Annotated in this window: 12 protein-coding genes; 9 read left to right on the forward strand and 3 right to left on the reverse strand. The window is 36.3% G+C overall.

What is annotated here, in order from left to right; genetic code table 11:
- Window positions 1-684: a phosphonatase-like hydrolase gene (locus tag UH1x_RS12870; RefSeq protein WP_482622070.1), complete on the forward strand. Its 684-nt coding sequence runs from the start codon at window positions 1-3 to the stop codon at window positions 682-684.
- Window positions 685-749: 65 nt separating this feature from the next.
- On the opposite strand, the gene UH1x_RS12875 is transcribed toward UH1x_RS12870, so the two are convergent.
- The gene (locus UH1x_RS12875) at window positions 750-1,316 is read right to left on the reverse strand and encodes a helix-turn-helix domain-containing protein (protein ID WP_116770494.1); all 567 of its coding nucleotides are present in this window, start codon (window positions 1,314-1,316) and stop codon (window positions 750-752) included.
- 258 nt (window positions 1,317-1,574) lie between these two features.
- Here UH1x_RS12875 and UH1x_RS12880 point away from each other — a divergent pair, with 258 nt between their 5' ends.
- From UH1x_RS12880 to UH1x_RS12905, 6 genes are read left to right on the forward strand one after another with little or no spacing between them, the layout of a single operon-like run.
- Window positions 1,575-4,754, forward strand: a complete 3,180-nt coding sequence (locus UH1x_RS12880) for a SusC/RagA family TonB-linked outer membrane protein (protein ID WP_482622071.1) — start codon at window positions 1,575-1,577, stop codon at window positions 4,752-4,754.
- A 30-nt stretch (window positions 4,755-4,784) separates the two neighbouring features.
- Complete coding sequence (locus UH1x_RS12885) at window positions 4,785-6,338, forward strand: SusD/RagB family nutrient-binding outer membrane lipoprotein (protein ID WP_482622072.1); 1,554 nt, start codon at window positions 4,785-4,787, stop codon at window positions 6,336-6,338.
- Window positions 6,301-7,995, forward strand: a complete 1,695-nt coding sequence (locus UH1x_RS12890; protein ID WP_482622073.1) for an alkaline phosphatase family protein — start codon at window positions 6,301-6,303, stop codon at window positions 7,993-7,995. The genes UH1x_RS12885 and UH1x_RS12890 overlap by 38 nt, the downstream gene beginning before the upstream one ends.
- A 22-nt stretch (window positions 7,996-8,017) precedes the next feature.
- The gene (gene pbfA / locus UH1x_RS12895; RefSeq protein WP_482622075.1) at window positions 8,018-9,376 is read left to right on the forward strand and encodes a (R)-1-hydroxy-2-aminoethylphosphonate ammonia-lyase; all 1,359 of its coding nucleotides are present in this window, start codon (window positions 8,018-8,020) and stop codon (window positions 9,374-9,376) included.
- Between the two features lie 6 nt (window positions 9,377-9,382).
- A complete protein-coding gene (locus tag UH1x_RS12900) occupies window positions 9,383-10,969 on the forward strand; it encodes a fibronectin type III domain-containing protein (protein ID WP_482622077.1) in 1,587 nt (528 codons plus the stop codon).
- Between the two features lie 6 nt (window positions 10,970-10,975).
- Complete coding sequence (locus UH1x_RS12905; RefSeq protein WP_482622079.1) at window positions 10,976-12,061, forward strand: alkaline phosphatase family protein; 1,086 nt, start codon at window positions 10,976-10,978, stop codon at window positions 12,059-12,061.
- A gap of 188 nt (window positions 12,062-12,249) precedes the next feature.
- On the opposite strand, the gene UH1x_RS12910 is transcribed toward UH1x_RS12905, so the two are convergent.
- On the reverse strand, window positions 12,250-12,447 hold the full coding sequence (locus UH1x_RS12910; RefSeq protein ID WP_482622080.1) for a hypothetical protein: 198 nt from the start codon (window positions 12,445-12,447) through the stop codon (window positions 12,250-12,252).
- 572 nt (window positions 12,448-13,019) lie between these two features.
- Here UH1x_RS12910 and UH1x_RS12915 point away from each other — a divergent pair.
- Both UH1x_RS12915 and UH1x_RS12920 read left to right on the forward strand, forming a co-directional pair.
- The gene (locus tag UH1x_RS12915; protein WP_482622082.1) at window positions 13,020-13,424 is read left to right on the forward strand and encodes a response regulator; all 405 of its coding nucleotides are present in this window, start codon (window positions 13,020-13,022) and stop codon (window positions 13,422-13,424) included.
- A gap of 333 nt (window positions 13,425-13,757) precedes the next feature.
- Complete coding sequence (locus UH1x_RS12920; RefSeq protein WP_482622083.1) at window positions 13,758-14,993, forward strand: tyrosine-type recombinase/integrase; 1,236 nt, start codon at window positions 13,758-13,760, stop codon at window positions 14,991-14,993.
- A 191-nt stretch (window positions 14,994-15,184) separates the two neighbouring features.
- On the opposite strand, the gene UH1x_RS12925 is transcribed toward UH1x_RS12920, so the two are convergent.
- Window positions 15,185-15,418, reverse strand: coding sequence for a hypothetical protein (locus tag UH1x_RS12925; RefSeq protein WP_482622084.1), 234 nt, complete (start codon window positions 15,416-15,418; stop codon window positions 15,185-15,187).
- Between the last annotated feature and the right edge of the window lies 1 nt (window position 15,419).

The following is a 15,419-nucleotide window of genomic DNA, read 5'->3' on the forward strand; positions in this document are numbered from 1 at the left end:
ATGCATACAATTAAATTGGCCGTATTTGATATGGCAGGTACCGTTGTTAATGAAGACAATGTAGTGTACAAAACATTACAAAAAGCTATTAATGAAAGAGGTTTTCAAGTGACTTTGGATTTTGTTTTGGAACATGGTGCCGGTAAAGAAAAACACCAAGCTATAAAAGATATTATTACTGCAGATATAGGTAATGTAGATGCCACTATGCCCGCATCTATATTTGAAGATTTTAAAAAGCTGTTGGTTGATGCGTATAACAACCTGAACGTAACTAGTTATGAGGGAGTTGAGGAAATGTTGTATGCTTTAAAAGCTAACGGAATTAAAGTCGCTCTAAATACAGGTTATGATACCAATACCGCACAGTTATTATTAAATAAAATGAACTGGACTATTGGAAAAGAATACGATGTTTTAGTAACTGCAGATGACGTAGTTCTTGGTAGGCCTAATCCAGATATGATCGTTGAGGCCATGATGAAACTTAACGTGCAACAAGAAGAGTTAGTGTTAAAAGCAGGTGATTCCATTATTGATATAGAAGAAGGTAAAAATGCCAATTGCGGTGTAATTATTGGTGTAACGACAGGTGCGCATACGCGTGAACAATTGTTGAGCGCAAAGCCTACCTATGTTTTAGATAGTTTGACCGAATTAAAACAGTTGTTATTGCCATCATAAAGAATAAAATGAAAATCAAAAAAAGCCACTGATTGTGGCTTTTTTTATTTGAATTCTGTTGTTAGCTATATAAAAAAATAGAGCACTAACATGGTTGCCGTGCTATTACTTCTATTCTCGGGTACATGGGCAATTCTACCATCAAAAAAAATAGAATCTCCTTCTTTTATAAGTACTTCTTCTTCGTCTATAATGTAGTAACATTCTCCCGAGAGCATGTATTTGAATTCATAGGCATCGGTTTTCACCTTGTCTCTTTTAGAATTTGGATGCACGTGTAGCAATACGGCTTCAAACCCCAGGCTGTTCAGTTGTTTTCCGAAAATAAAGGAATACGAAAATCCTATGGCATCGTCTTCTTTTTCAATAAAAGTATTGTCCTCTTTTCGGGAAACAATAAAATTGGCACCGTTAGATTGTGGTAGCCCGCTAAAAAAATCGGTCACCTCTATATCCAAAGAGCTTATAATTTTTAAAAGCACGGGTAAAGATGGTATGGTTCTTCCGTTTTCAATTCTAGAAATGAGTCCGGCAGTGACCCCTGCACGCATGGCAATTTCACTAATAGTCAAATTTCCATTTTTGCGAATTTCCTTTATTCGTTTTCCTATTCCAATAAGGTAATCATCCATTGATAAGTGTTCTCCTACAAACATAATGAAAAATAAAATGTATTGGTTTTTGGTGGGTAGTATGGCTGTTATCACCCATGATAAAGGGGCTTAACATAAAACTTACATTTTGCATATTTGTAAATAATGTTTAACTAACCTTCAGGTAACCTTAGCCTCGCAATGGTTGCAATTGCTTAATATGTATAACGCAATACATTGAGTTTTCATTTAGATATTTGCTGAACTAACAAACCAAAGTTTACAAATACGAACAAAATGAAAAAAACATTATTAATTACAATGCTTGTTTTCTTAGCAAGTTTTGTAGCACATGCCCAAACTGTATTTACGGGTACTGTGTTAGATGAAAACCAAGTTCCTTTACCTGGTGCAACCGTGGTAGTGAAAGGAACAACGAACGGAGTTGCTACAGATTTTGATGGTAACTTCAATATTGAACTAAACAGTTCAGATGACATTTTAGTGGTATCTTATATCGGGTACATTAAGCAGGAGTTTGAAACTGCGAACAAGCTTACGGGTACTATATCCCTACAGCCAGATTCACAGCAATTAGATGAGGTTGTGGTAACGGCATTAGGTATTGAAAGGGAAAAGAAGTCTTTAGGGTATGCTTCGCAAGAACTGGATAACGATGAAGTTGTTCAGGCAAGAGAACCGAACCTTTTGAACAGTATGTCAGGTAAAGTTGCCGGTTTGCAAATTACCAACAGCCCTACAGGTTTGGGTGGTTCTGCCCGAGTTTCTATACGTGGCGATGCTTCTTTGAACATTAATGGTAACTCGCCATTATTTATTGTAGATGGTACACCTATTAGTAATGAAATTGTAGGGTCTAGCGGATCGGGTACGCAAAGTGTAGATTATGGTAATGGTGCTGCAGAAATCAATCCGCAGGATATTGAATCGATCAACGTATTAAAAGGTCCGGCTGCAGCAGCACTTTACGGGTCAAGAGCTGCGAATGGTGCAATTATTATTACGACCAAGAAAGGAACATCTCAAAGCAGTAAATTGGGGGTATCCTTTAATACCGGTATTACCATTGAAAATGTATTGATGTTGCCAGATTGGCAAAATGAATATGGTCAAGGTAACAATCAACAGTTCTCTTTTGTTGACGGTAGCGGTTCTGGTATTGCAGATGGTGTTGATGAAAGTTGGGGACCTCGTTTAGATACCGGACTTATGATTGCACAATTTGATTCACCAAGAACAGACGGTACTCGTGGTGGTGACACTTTTGTAAGTGATGCCGATATAATTCCAACGCCGTGGGTATCTCAACCGGATAATACTAGAGATTTCTTTGAAACGGGAATCACAAAGACCAACAGCATCGCTATTTCTAAAAGTGGCGAAATGGGGAACATGCGTTTGTCTTTTCAGAATTTAGATCAGGAAGGTACATTACCGAATACGGATTTAAAGAGAAATACTTTAAGCTTTTCTGGTACCATGAACGTATCGGATAAGGTTAAGGTAAATGCCAATATGAATTATGTAAAAACTGATAGTGATAACAGACCTGCGGTTGGTTATGGTACGGAAAGTATTATGTACTTGTTTATATGGTACGGTCGTCAATTGAATACCAATAATTTAAGAGATTACTGGCAGCCAGGTTTAGAGGGTACGCAGCAGTTCAACTACAACTACAACTACCACGATAACCCTTACTTTACCATGTATGAGAATACAAATGCGCAAGACAAGGATCGTATGTTCGGTAATGTGAGCCTTACTTATGACATCAGCGAAAACTGGAAATTATTATTACGTAGTGGTCGCGATTTCTATAGAGATTTTAGAGTTCGTAAAAGAGCGTTTAGTACACAGCGTTTCCCATTTGGTACATACCAAGAGGATAATATTTTCTTCGAAGAAAGTAACTCAGATTTCTTATTGAGTTATGATAAGGATTTTGGTGAAAAGTTTAATTTAAATGTTTCTGCAGGTGGAAACCAATTGCGCCAAAAGCAAGATTTCACTAAAAGTGTTGCACCACAATTAATTAATCCTGGGGTGTACTCTTTTAACAATAGTAGACAGGCGGTACAGGTAAGTTCTAACAATAGCGAAAAACGCATTAACAGTTTATATGGGTATGCGCGTTTTAGTTATGACAATGTATTGTTCATGGATATTACAGGTAGAAATGACTGGTCTAGTACTTTGCCAGAGGGGAATAACTCTTATTTCTACCCATCGGTGACATTAAGTGGTATTGCCAGTGATATGTTCAATATGCCAGACTGGGTAACGTTTGCGAAAGTAAGGGCTGCTTATGCTGAAGTGGGTAATGATACCGATGCATATAGATTACGTAGCTTTTATCAAAATGAGACTGCTTTTGATAGTTCTACACCTATATTGACGGAATCATCGTTGATACCGAATGCAGATTTAAAACCAGAGATTACAGGTTCTTACGAATTCGGTTTAGATCTACGTTTCTTGCAAAGCAGAATCAATTTAGATCTTACGTATTATGACAGTTCTACTAAGAATCAGATTATCAACATTAGTACAGATATCGCTAGTGGTTACAGTAGTCAATTGATCAATGCCGGTGAGGTTCGTAACTACGGTTTTGAAGCTATTGCGAACTTTGTTCCGGTACTTACAGATAACTTTAAGTGGAGCTCTACCTTCAATTTTGCGAGCAATAAAAGTGAAGTGACCGATTTAGGTGATGATATTCAATTTACGTTGACCGAAGCGAACGGGGCATTTATTCAAGCTCGTGAAGGTGGTTCTATCAGTGCGATATACGGTAGAGGTTTTCAAAGGGTAGAAGATGAGAACAGTGAGTACTTTGGTCAAATGATCATCAATAATCAAGGTATTCCTGAGCGTACCGATGATTTGGTATACCAGGGTGATTATGCGCCAGATTTCACACTGGGAATGCAGAATACATTCAAGTATAAGAATATTGACCTAGGATTTTTGATCGATACCAGACAAGGTGGTATCGTAGTTTCTAGAACAAAAACCATTGGTAGTACTTCTGGTCAATTGCAAGAAACATTGGAAGGTAGAGAAACAGGTATCGTTGCAGAAGGTGTAGTTAATACTGGTACAGCCGAGAGTCCTAATTATGTGCCAAATACCGTAAATGTAGATGCTAGAACATATAACAATAGATACTATGAAAGGGATAATGTTGAAGCGGCAAAGTATGATGCTTCTTACACTAAACTTCGTGAGGTTTCTTTAGGGTATTCTTTCCCACAGAAAATGATCAACCAATTGCCTATTACCAATGCAAGAATTTCTGTAACGGGTAGAAATTTGATTTTATGGACAGATAACCCTCATTTTGACCCTGAAACTGTTGGGGTGTCGGGTGGTACGCTACAACCGGGTATTGAGAATATGTCTTACCCAAGCTCACGTTCGTTTACCTTCAATTTACAGGTTAATTTCTAAGAGTAGAAGAAACTATTAAATAAAGAAATCATGAAAAAAACACTATTATTTATATGTTCTCTGGTACTGGCAATTAGCTGTACCGAAGATTTTGAAACGATTAATATTAATCCTAATTACCCTGCTTCTGCAGAGCCAGGTCTATTATTGCCAGGTGTACAAAGAGAGATGGCCTATAACTGGGGTGGTCAAGGTTGGGAAGAAGGTTTTACCGTAGTACAATATGGCGCAAGACTGCAGTTTACTAGTGGTGATACCTATAACTGGTCTCCTTCCGGTGATCCTTATGATAACGCTTATGCATCTTTAAGGGATGTGGAAAATATTATTAGGGATACCGAAGCTAACGAAGATGCCCAGAATTATTACGGTGTTGCCTTGGTGATGAAATCTTGGATCTATTCTTATGTTACCGATGCTTACGGAGATGTGCCTTACTCAGAAGCTACCATGGGTATTGAGAATGGTAATGTTACTCCTGCTTTTGATGCTCAAAGTGCTATATATGCCGGTATTTTGGAAGATTTGGAAACAGCGAATACGGTTTTAACAGATGCCGATAATATTTCTGGAGATATTTTTTACGATGGCGATATTGAAAAATGGAGAAAATTTGCCAATTCGTTAAGATTGCGTTTGTTAATGAGAATCAGTGATGTGGATAATGCAACCGCAGTTGCTGGTATGACTCAAATTACGAGTAACCCAACTGCATACCCTATTTTTGAGAGTAATGAGGACATGACTTTCGTGGCATGGAATTCTGATAACCCACAGCCAAAATATGACACACGTAGTGGTAGTTTTGATGAGGTTCGTTTAAGCCAAACCTTAGAAACTCGCTTAAAGGATTTGAACGATAACAGATTGTATGTTTTCGCGCAGCCTACTACAGCTTCTGAGAAGGGAATTTTCTCTGAAGATTTTGATGATTACGTTGGTATGCCTAACGGATTGGATGATGAGGCTGCATTAGGCTATAGTCCGTCTGGAAACCCAGATGAGTCCGGATCTAATTTCATTTCCAGGTTGGGTATTTTGTTAGGCTGTAGAGCATGTAACCCAGAAGAAGCTTCTGCTACCGCTTCACAGACCATCATTATGAGCTATTCTGAATTACAGTTTATTTTGGCGGAAGCGGCAGAAAGAGGATTTATTTCTTCTGGTAATGCGGCAACGTATTATGAAAACGGAATTAGAGCTTCTTTTGAGTACTACACAGAAAGAGTTGCCGCTGGCGGATGGTCAGATATTGCCAATGCCATGCAGGCTACAGATTTAGATGGGTATGTAGCTCAGGTTGATGTTGCACTTACTGGTGCAACGGATGATAACTTGGCTAAAATTGCACTTCAAAAATGGATTTCTCTTTTCTATACCGGTTTTGAAGGCTGGTCCGATTGGAGAAGAACGGGAATGCCAGAGGTTATTCCTGGTCCTGATGCCGTGAACGATGGTATGGTACCGGTTCGTTTTCAATATCCTAATTCTGTAAAATCTACGAACAGCGAAAACTACAATGCGGCTGTACAAAGTATGGGTGCAGATGATATTAATACCAAACTTTGGTGGGATGTTGATTAAGCATAGGGTTAAAAAATACACTTCAATTATTGCACTGACCATAGGGATGACCTCCCTATGGTCTTGTGATTATGACAAGTTGGATAATATGGGTGCGGAAAATACCCACGTTGTGGTCATCGGTTTTGATGGATTGAGTCCCGACGGACTCCAGAATGCACATACGCCCACTTTTGACAAATTGATCAGCGAAGGTGCTTCAACAATGCATGCAAGGGCAGTTTTGCCTACAAGTTCCAGTACTAATTGGGCTTCTATGATTATGGGAGCAGGACCAGAGCAACACGGTATTACTTCCAATTCATGGGAGAAGGATAATTTAGTTTTACCGGCAGTTACGCAGAGCGAACCGTTTTTATTTCCTAGTATTTTTCATTTGATACGTGAACAACGAAAATCGGAGAAAATCGGAGCCATTTATCATTGGGGCGGTTTTGGTCGTTTATTTGAAAAAAGTGCCGTTGATTTTGACGAAAATCCGGCTACGGAAGAAGAGACTGCCGTAAATGCCAGTAGTTATATTAAAGTAGAACAACCGTTATTTACGTTTATTCATTTTGACCATATTGACCACGCAGGTCATGAGTTTGGGCATGGTACAAAGGAGTATTATGCATCTGTTGAAAAGGGAGATTCATTATTGGCTGAGATTATGAAAGCCATAGCGGAATCTGATATGGCAGATAATACCATGGTCATTATTAGTTCCGATCACGGGGGTACAGGAAAAGGTCACGGTGGTGAATCTATGGATGAAATAGAAATACCATTTATTCTTTGGGGAAAGGGTATTAAAAAGGACTACCAAATTAAATACCCGGTATATCAATATGATAATGCAGCAACCGTTGCTCATGCCTTGAATATAAAAACACCGCGTGCTTGGATTGGAAGACCTGTACATGAGGCATTTGAGGGTGAAACAATAGAAGATGATTATCCTGTTTTGGTACAATTGAAGAAACCGGAATTGTCTAATCCGGCAAAAGGCTATGCTGCTGAAGGCGGACTGTTCAATGATTCTGCTGAGCTCATTTTAAAGAATCCGAATACCAAGGGTGAAATAAAGTACACATTAGATGGTAGTATGCCAAAACCTGATGCTGATACCTTCAAGGCAACAAAGTTGCTTAAAGAAAATACAGTGGTAAAAAGCGCTGTTTTTGTAGATGGAAAATTAAGTAGTGCGGTAAGTGAAGCCTATTTCAGAATAAAACCAAATACACTTCAAGCACCTATTTCTTATGAGGTTTTTCATTTGAATAACCTGTCGTTTATTCCATCCATCGGCAATAGAAAGCCAGATGCCACAGGTGCCGTATTCGAGTTTTCATCGGAAGAAGTGCGTCAACATATTCAATCGAATACATTGTTCCGCTTTAAAAGTATACTTAAAATACCTACGAATGACAACTATAATTTTGCCATAAGATCAGATGATGGTAGTCAGTTATTTATTGATGGTGATTTGGTGGTGGATAACGATGGTGACCACGGCGTAAGAATAAAAAACGGAAGCATTGAACTTGAAAAAGGGAAGCATACCGTTGAGGTACTTTGGTTTAATGGTGGAGGTGATGGTTGGTTAGATGTGTATGTGAAAAGTAATGAAATGCCCAATCAGATTTTGTCGACCAATCTTTTAAGAAAGAATTAGAAGCATACAACATTCTACCCTTATGAAGCAAGAACAAGATAAACTACAGAACAAGCGTACCGAAGGCGATATAAATAATACCAAGGCAAGAAATGAGTGGATTGAAGGTATCACTGATCTTAAGACCTTAAAATTATTGGAAAAAGATGCGCGTTACTTTTTTCATCAAGCATTATCTACTCCGTGCTTAGACGTGCTCGGTAATTGTAACGGTGCACATATAGAAAATATATCTGGCAAGCGCTATCTTGATTTTCATGGTAACAATGTGCATCAATTAGGATTTTCGCATCCTAAATTGGTAAAGCGTTTAACCGAGCAATTGCAAGGCTTGTCTTTTTCTACCCGAAGATATACGAATGAGCCTGCTATAAAATTTGCAGAGAAGCTTACCTCCTTACTTCCTTCAGATTTAAATCGGGTATTAATGACCCCAAATGGTAGTTCGGCAATCGGTATTGCACTAAAACTTGCACGAGCGATTACGGGCAAGTTTAAAGTGGTCTCTTTCTGGGATTCTTTTCATGGCGCATCTTTAGATGCAATCAGTGTTGGTGGCGAAGCGGTTTTTAGGGAGTATATGGGCCCCATGATGCCGGGTGTGGAACGTATTCCGCCACCGGTAACCTATCGCGGAATTTTTGAAGGTAATGAAGCAAAGTGCTTGGAGCATTTAGAATATGTTTTCGCCAAAGAAGGTGATATTGGTGCCTTTGTTGCCGAAACCTTAAGAAATACCGATGTACAACTACCATCTCTAGGGTTTTGGAAAGAGACACGTGCCCTTTGCGATAAATATGGGGTGGTACTTATTTTAGATGAAATTCCCATCGCATTAGGTAGAACAGGTAAAATGTTCGCTTTTGAACATTATGACATTGAACCCGATATTCTTTGCTTGGGAAAAGGATTGGGAGGCGGAATTTTTCCTCAGGCATGTATCGTTACCAGAGATAGGTATAACACATTCCCAGATATTTCATTGGGTCATTATACCCATGAGAAAAGTCCGTTAGGTGCCATGGCAGCTTTAACTACCTTAGAAATTATAAAAGATGAAAAAATCTTGCATAAGGTTGCCGGTGACTCGCTGAACATGTGTACATCAATGACCATTTTAAAAGAAAAGTACGAACTCATCGGTGATATACGTGGTCGCGGCTTACTGTGGGGTGTTGAGTTAGTTACCGATAGGGATACAAAAGAAAAGGCGGTGCAGCAAGCAGAACAGGTAATGTACGAATGTCTTAAAAACGGATTGAGTTTTAAGGTGTCTGCCGGCAACGTGCTACAGTTGGCACCAGCTTTGACCATCTCAAGAAAAGAGCTAAAAGAAGCCTTAATAATTTTAGAAAATGCACTGGAAAGTGCGAGTAATTAGATACGTATGAAAACAATAAAATTTAATGTGTTGGTTGTCCTTTTATGGGGAACTGTTCTGAATGCCCAAGAAAAGGCAGCTTTTGTGGTTCAGCCTTATTTACAAGATGCAAACCCTACCGAAATTACCGTTAAGTGGGAAACATCGTTAGGTGAAGAGAGTGTTGTAGAATATGGTACTTCACCAAAATTGGAAAAAAAGACAAACGGAAATGCTTATGATATTAACTTCAGTGCTTCTCGTATTCATGAAGTACATCTAACTGGACTCAAAAGGTTTACTACGTATTATTATAGAGTACAGACCGGTAAGCTGGTATCCGATATTTATCAGTTTAAAACTCCTCCATTTGCTAGTGATAACGAATCGTTCAACTTTTTAGCGATGAGCGATATGCAAATAGATCATCAGAATCCAGATAAGTTCAATGAAATTGTAAATGAAGGAGTGCTTCCTTTTTTAAAATCGGAATATGGTAATGACGTGCCAGATGATTTGGCAATGGTATTGATTCCTGGAGATTTGGTAGAGAACGGAGCAAAATATGAGCAATGGCAGAATGACTTCTTTGATCCCGCGCAAAATCTATTTGCTGAAGTACCCGTGTATCCTGTATTGGGAAATCATGAACGAAACTCCAACTATTATTTCAAGTATTTCAGTCTACCTAAGAACGGTACGCCTGCATATGCAGAACATTGGTGGTATAAAGATTATGGCAATACGAGAATCATCGGGCTGAATTCTAATGACGGTTATCGTGATAGTAGAGAACAATTTGCATGGTTAAAATCATTGCTTGAAGAGACGGCTAAGAATGAGGAAATCGATTTTGTTTTCGCGCAATTGCATCATCCGCATAAATCAGAATTATGGATTCCCGGTGAAGAGGAATCTTCTGGCAAAGTGGTGAAGATGTTAGAAGAATTCACTACAAAATCCGGTAAACCTAGTTTGCATTTTTTTGGTCATACGCATGGCTATTCAAGAGGACAGTCTAAAGATCATAAACATCTTTGGATCAACGTAGCCTCGGCAGGAGGTGCAATAGATAACTGGGGTGAATTTGAAGGTAGGGATTATGATGAGTTTAGCGTTACCCAAGATGAGTATGGTTTTGTTATGGTTGAGGTAGACGCCAATAAGAACAACCCTAAGTTTACGATCAAAAGAATAAGCCGTGGTAACGAACACAAGTTCAGGGAAAATGAAAAGACCGATGAAATCGTCATCTACGCAAATGCACATAAACCCAATACTCCAGAAGCTATTGCATTTAAAGGTAATGTGGAGTACACTGGAGGAATGTTAAAGGCGCAACCTTTTAATAGTACATTAAAAGATGCCTACCATGCGGCTTCGCACTGGCAAATAGCCACCACCGAAGATTTCAGTGATTTAGTATTGGATAGTTGGAAGCAATCTGAAAACTGGTATTACGGGAAGAACAGGCAAAAAAATGATAACTTAACCGATGAGCCTACCAAAAGGCTAAAACCAAATACCAATTATTATTGGCGTGTACGTTACCGAGACCAGCATTTAAATTGGAGCGATTGGTCAAAAACGAAGTCGTTTAAAACAAATAACTAATTGATTATGAAAGTACTATTAAGAATGTTTTTGGTGACAATGCTATTAGTGACCACACAGATAAACGCCCGAAATGATAAAGACCCCAATGTGTTTTTAATTACGTTGGATGGAGTGCGTTGGCAAGATGTATTCACAGGTATGGATACTGACCTGTTGAATAGTGAATTTACACAAAATAAAGATTTGCTGACCCAAAAATTTGTGGGTAAATCAACTGAAGAAAATAGGGAAATGGTCATGCCTTTTTTTTGGAATACCATTGCTAAAGAAGGACAATTGTATGGTAATAGAAATAAAGGGAGCAAGGTAGATTTAACCAATAAAATGCTGTTTTCCTACCCGGGGTATAGTGAGATTTTAACGGGTAAGGCAGATGACGCACATGTTGATAGTAACGATAAAAATTATAATAAGAACGTAACGGTTTTAGAATTGGCAAACAGCCAAGATGAATATAAGGACAAAGTGGCGGCCTTCGCTAGTTGGGATGTTTTTCCGTTCATCATAAATGATAAAAGAAGTGGGGTACCGGTTAATGCCGGTTATATGGATGCTGTTGGAGAATTGAATGAAAAAGAGAAATTTTTGAATGAAATACAGCGTCAGGCACCGATTGTTTGGGAAAGTGTACGGTTAGATGTTTTTACACATCACTTTGCGAAGGAGTATGTTACAAAGAATCATCCGAAACTAGTATATATTTCCTATGGTGAAACGGATGATTTTGCACATGGAGGTCAGTTTGATTTTTATATGAAATCATTGCACAATACCGATGCTTTAATAGCAGATTTGTGGGATTATGTACAAAATGATGCATTTTACAAAGACAATACCTATTTCATAATCACTACAGATCATGGTAGGGGAGATGGTGTTCAAGAAGATTCTAAATGGACAAGTCATGGTACAGATGTAAAAGGAGCCGAGCACACTTGGATCGCTATTTTGGGACCAAATGTAAATCCTGTTGGTGAAGTGGGCAATGGTCAACTATTCGCAGATCAGATAGCACCAACGTTAGCTAAAATTTTAAGCTTAAAATCGGATGATAAGTCAATGTCGGCAAAGCCCATAAACTTAAAATAACATTGACAATTTCTTTAAATAAAAAATAGTATTAATCGCTATTTTTACGGCGAGTTTAGAATAATTTAGAGTTGTTAAAAAGCCAATGCCAATTAATTTTGATGTTGGTTTTTTTGTAACTAATTAAAAATTAAAAGGGCTGTTATTTTTTAAATAACAGCCCTTTTAATAATTAAGAGATAAAACTTTTAATTCATGTTAAATTCAACGTTGACCGTTAGTTGTTCTTGGTAGTCTGCATAAAAACTTGTCCAATCATCATTATAATTAGAACTACTGCCAATAGCTTTTATATCGCATAAACGGGTGTTTATGGTTTTACATAGCTCAGTAGCATACGTTTGTGTATTTTCCAATTCAGCATTTAGTGCCATTTTATTATTCACTGACGATACTATTTGTTTTACTTAAAATTGTAGTTGAACGCCTAATAAAATAGTTTTTAATAATTTCATGGCTAAACCTTTAGAGTTGGTCTCATAGAATAAAATAATACCATCTCGTTGATATCCTAAAGAAAAATCTGAACAATTTTTTTTGATTCTTTATAGGAATACGACCGCCAATAATCCAATTTTTTTGGCGTATTTGGTGCTTTTTAGAGTGAACTCAGATATTAGAAGTTGTAGCGCTTCTTCACGAGTTTCGTCGTTCATTTTACTAAACATTTATCTTATATTTTCGGTTAATGTTGGTTTTTGGTAGAAGTTAAAATAAATAAAAAAGTGTTTTATCAAAGTAATTACGATAATTAGATTGGTGCTAGTTAAAAATATAATTATATGGTTTTAACTAATATTTAGATTTTAAGGGGTACGTAACCCAATAGCTATACTGGTTAAAGCCTATTCTTAATACTCTTATTTTAATTTTAAAAATTTCTTTGATATATTATTTGTAAGTATTATCTTGTTAATATTATGTTAGGAGTTTATTGAATTAATGAAAATCCCCTTTTATGAAATTAGACACAGTTTGTATTATAGATGACGACCCAATTTGTGTTTATGGAACAAAAATTCTTTTGAATCATAACAATTTCGTGAGCGCTAATATTTTAATTTATGAAGATGGTTATGAAGCTTTGAACAGTTTAACCTCTTTGTTAAAAAGTGGACAGCAACTGCCTGATATTATTTTACTGGATTTAAATATGCCTGTAATGAACGGTTGGGAGTTTTTAGATAAATTTCAAGAATTAGATTTTCAGAAAAAACCTCAGGTTTTTATAGTTAGTTCTCATTTTGATCAAGCGGAGATTGAAAAAGGTAGAAGTTATGATATGGTTCGCGATTTTATTTCTAAACCTTTAATAGCCAAAAATCTTACAGATATTATTTCTATGAGTAAGTCGGTAATTTAATGCAGAAGATTTAGGTACTTATGGAGTCGTAGACGACCAATCATTATTGAAAGTAATTTTAGACCTTTGTAGAAAAGTTAAAGCATTTTCAAAGCCCTGCGAATTCAAATAAGTATAACGAAAAAAACCACCCAAAAGGTGGTTTTTATTTGTGGAGCCGGAGGCTATTCCCCTTTATAGTTTTAGATAATCAGTTTTAATGTGTATGTTTCTAAAAAACAGATGTTTATGTCTGTTTTTTATGTCTGTTTATAACTTTTTTCAATAAATAGATATAACATTTTTGTCAACGATTTTATCAACGCATCTATAAACTGCATTTTTTTAAAAATTATGAAACATTCTTTTTATCTCAGAAATTCCAAATCAGAAACTGAAACGCTAATTCTTTTTTCTTGCTATTTCAATCAAGAAAAAAAGAAATTTGTCTACTCTACTCAAAAGTCTATTCTTCCACATCATTGGGATTTTCAAAATAAGTGTCCCCATAGAAAGGGGCGTAATATATCTAAAGATGTTAGCAAAATTTTAAAGCGATTACGAAAGTTTGAAGATGAGTTTGAAATGATTACTTCTCAATGGGAAAGGAGCGAAGAGTCATTTGATAGTTTAATGCTCAAGGAGCATTTTGATAAAGTCTTTGAGAGAGTAAGTAAGGCGAGTTCTTTCTTTGAAGTCTACGATAAGTTTACTGAGGAAAAAATCAAATTGAAGGAATGGAAAAAGTCTACTGTTAAACGGTATACTAATATTAAAAATATATTGACTGAATTTGAAGAAGTAAATAATTATAAGCTAACCTTCGGAAAAATCAATAAGAAGTTCTTTACTGAATTTACTGATTTCTGCTATGAGTACAAGAACCACTATACGAATACTTTTAGTCGAAATGTTGGACTTTTCAAAACATTTATGATATGGTCACTAAAAAATGGGTATGCCTATAATGATTCTTTTAAGAGCTTTAAAAAACCACAACGGGTTTTAACCAGGGAAGAAGTACTTAGTTTAAATCAGATACTTGAAATAAGTAATACGACTTTTGAAACAGAACATTTAGAGAAAGTCAAAGATGTTTTTGTTTTTCAATGTCTTACCGGTATGAGATACGGGGAACTCAAGTTTATTAACATAAGATTAATTACACCAACTAATTGCATATTACTCAAAGAAGAAAAAAATAGTAATAAAGTCCACAGACTAGTACCGATGAGTGAGTTGGCTTTATCAATTCTAAAAAAATACGATTATCAATTACCTTTAATATCCAATCAAAAACAAAATGCTGCAGTTAAAGAAGTTGTAGCTAAAATAGGTCTGTCTCATGATGTTGAATATTCTAGAACAAAAGGAGTAATTCAAGAAACATTTATCAAACCTTTTTATAAAAGGATTGGTACACATACAGCAAGAAGAAGTTTTATTACCATAATGCGAAATAATGGAGTTGCCGATAAAACTACTATGAGTATAACTGGACACACCGATATCAAATCATTTAATCAATATCATCAGGTGGATAATACAGCTCGAATAAATGCTGTTAATTCGGTTTTTGATAATTTTTAATATTTTCCAATACAAATAAATCCTCTTTTTTAAAGTATGCTTAATAAATAATTACTATGATAAATAGATTTCTAAGAATAAATTAAGTAACTCATTGAATAAGCCCAAGAAAGAAAAACCCAATTGCTCAACCAATAGTAGTTCTAATTAATTTATAACTCTAAAATTATTTTATTAAAATTTTAATAGTATTAATTGTTTCCGGGTTCTTCTTCTCCAGTATATATGCTAGTTATTCTACCATTATGAATTTGTATTTTAACAGGGTTTTCATTTTGTAGGATTGTTAATATATTCCAATACTTATATATGTGCTCTGGAGGGAAATGAATAATTGGTTTTGAAGTAATGCCTCCTATTGAAAATCTAATCGTTGCTGTATTATTTTCAGGTAAATACTGAGTTGAGTAGCTTTTTACAATCATT

The sequence above is a fragment of the Maribacter sp. UH1 genome (genome assembly GCF_056839145.1).

Bases quoted from the DNA above. Each gene is read 5' to 3' on its own strand.
- UH1x_RS12925 (WP_482622084.1), bottom strand. From the start codon at position 15,418: ATGATTGTAAAAAGCTACTCAACTCAGTATTTACCTGAAAATAATACA.
- UH1x_RS12885 (WP_482622072.1), top strand. From the start codon at position 4,785: ATGAAAAAAACACTATTATTTATATGTTCTCTGGTACTGGCAATTAGC.
- UH1x_RS12900 (WP_482622077.1), top strand. From the start codon at position 9,383: ATGAAAACAATAAAATTTAATGTGTTGGTTGTCCTTTTATGGGGAACT.
- UH1x_RS12920 (WP_482622083.1), top strand. From the start codon at position 13,758: ATGAAACATTCTTTTTATCTCAGAAATTCCAAATCAGAAACTGAAACG.
- UH1x_RS12915 (WP_482622082.1), top strand. From the start codon at position 13,020: ATGAAATTAGACACAGTTTGTATTATAGATGACGACCCAATTTGTGTT.
- UH1x_RS12880 (WP_482622071.1), top strand. From the start codon at position 1,575: ATGAAAAAAACATTATTAATTACAATGCTTGTTTTCTTAGCAAGTTTT.
- UH1x_RS12890 (WP_482622073.1), top strand. From the start codon at position 6,301: ATGATATTAATACCAAACTTTGGTGGGATGTTGATTAAGCATAGGGTT.
- UH1x_RS12870 (WP_482622070.1), top strand. From the start codon at position 1: ATGCATACAATTAAATTGGCCGTATTTGATATGGCAGGTACCGTTGTT.
- UH1x_RS12905 (WP_482622079.1), top strand. From the start codon at position 10,976: ATGAAAGTACTATTAAGAATGTTTTTGGTGACAATGCTATTAGTGACC.
- pbfA (WP_482622075.1), top strand. From the start codon at position 8,018: ATGAAGCAAGAACAAGATAAACTACAGAACAAGCGTACCGAAGGCGAT.
- UH1x_RS12875 (WP_116770494.1), bottom strand. From the start codon at position 1,316: ATGGATGATTACCTTATTGGAATAGGAAAACGAATAAAGGAAATTCGC.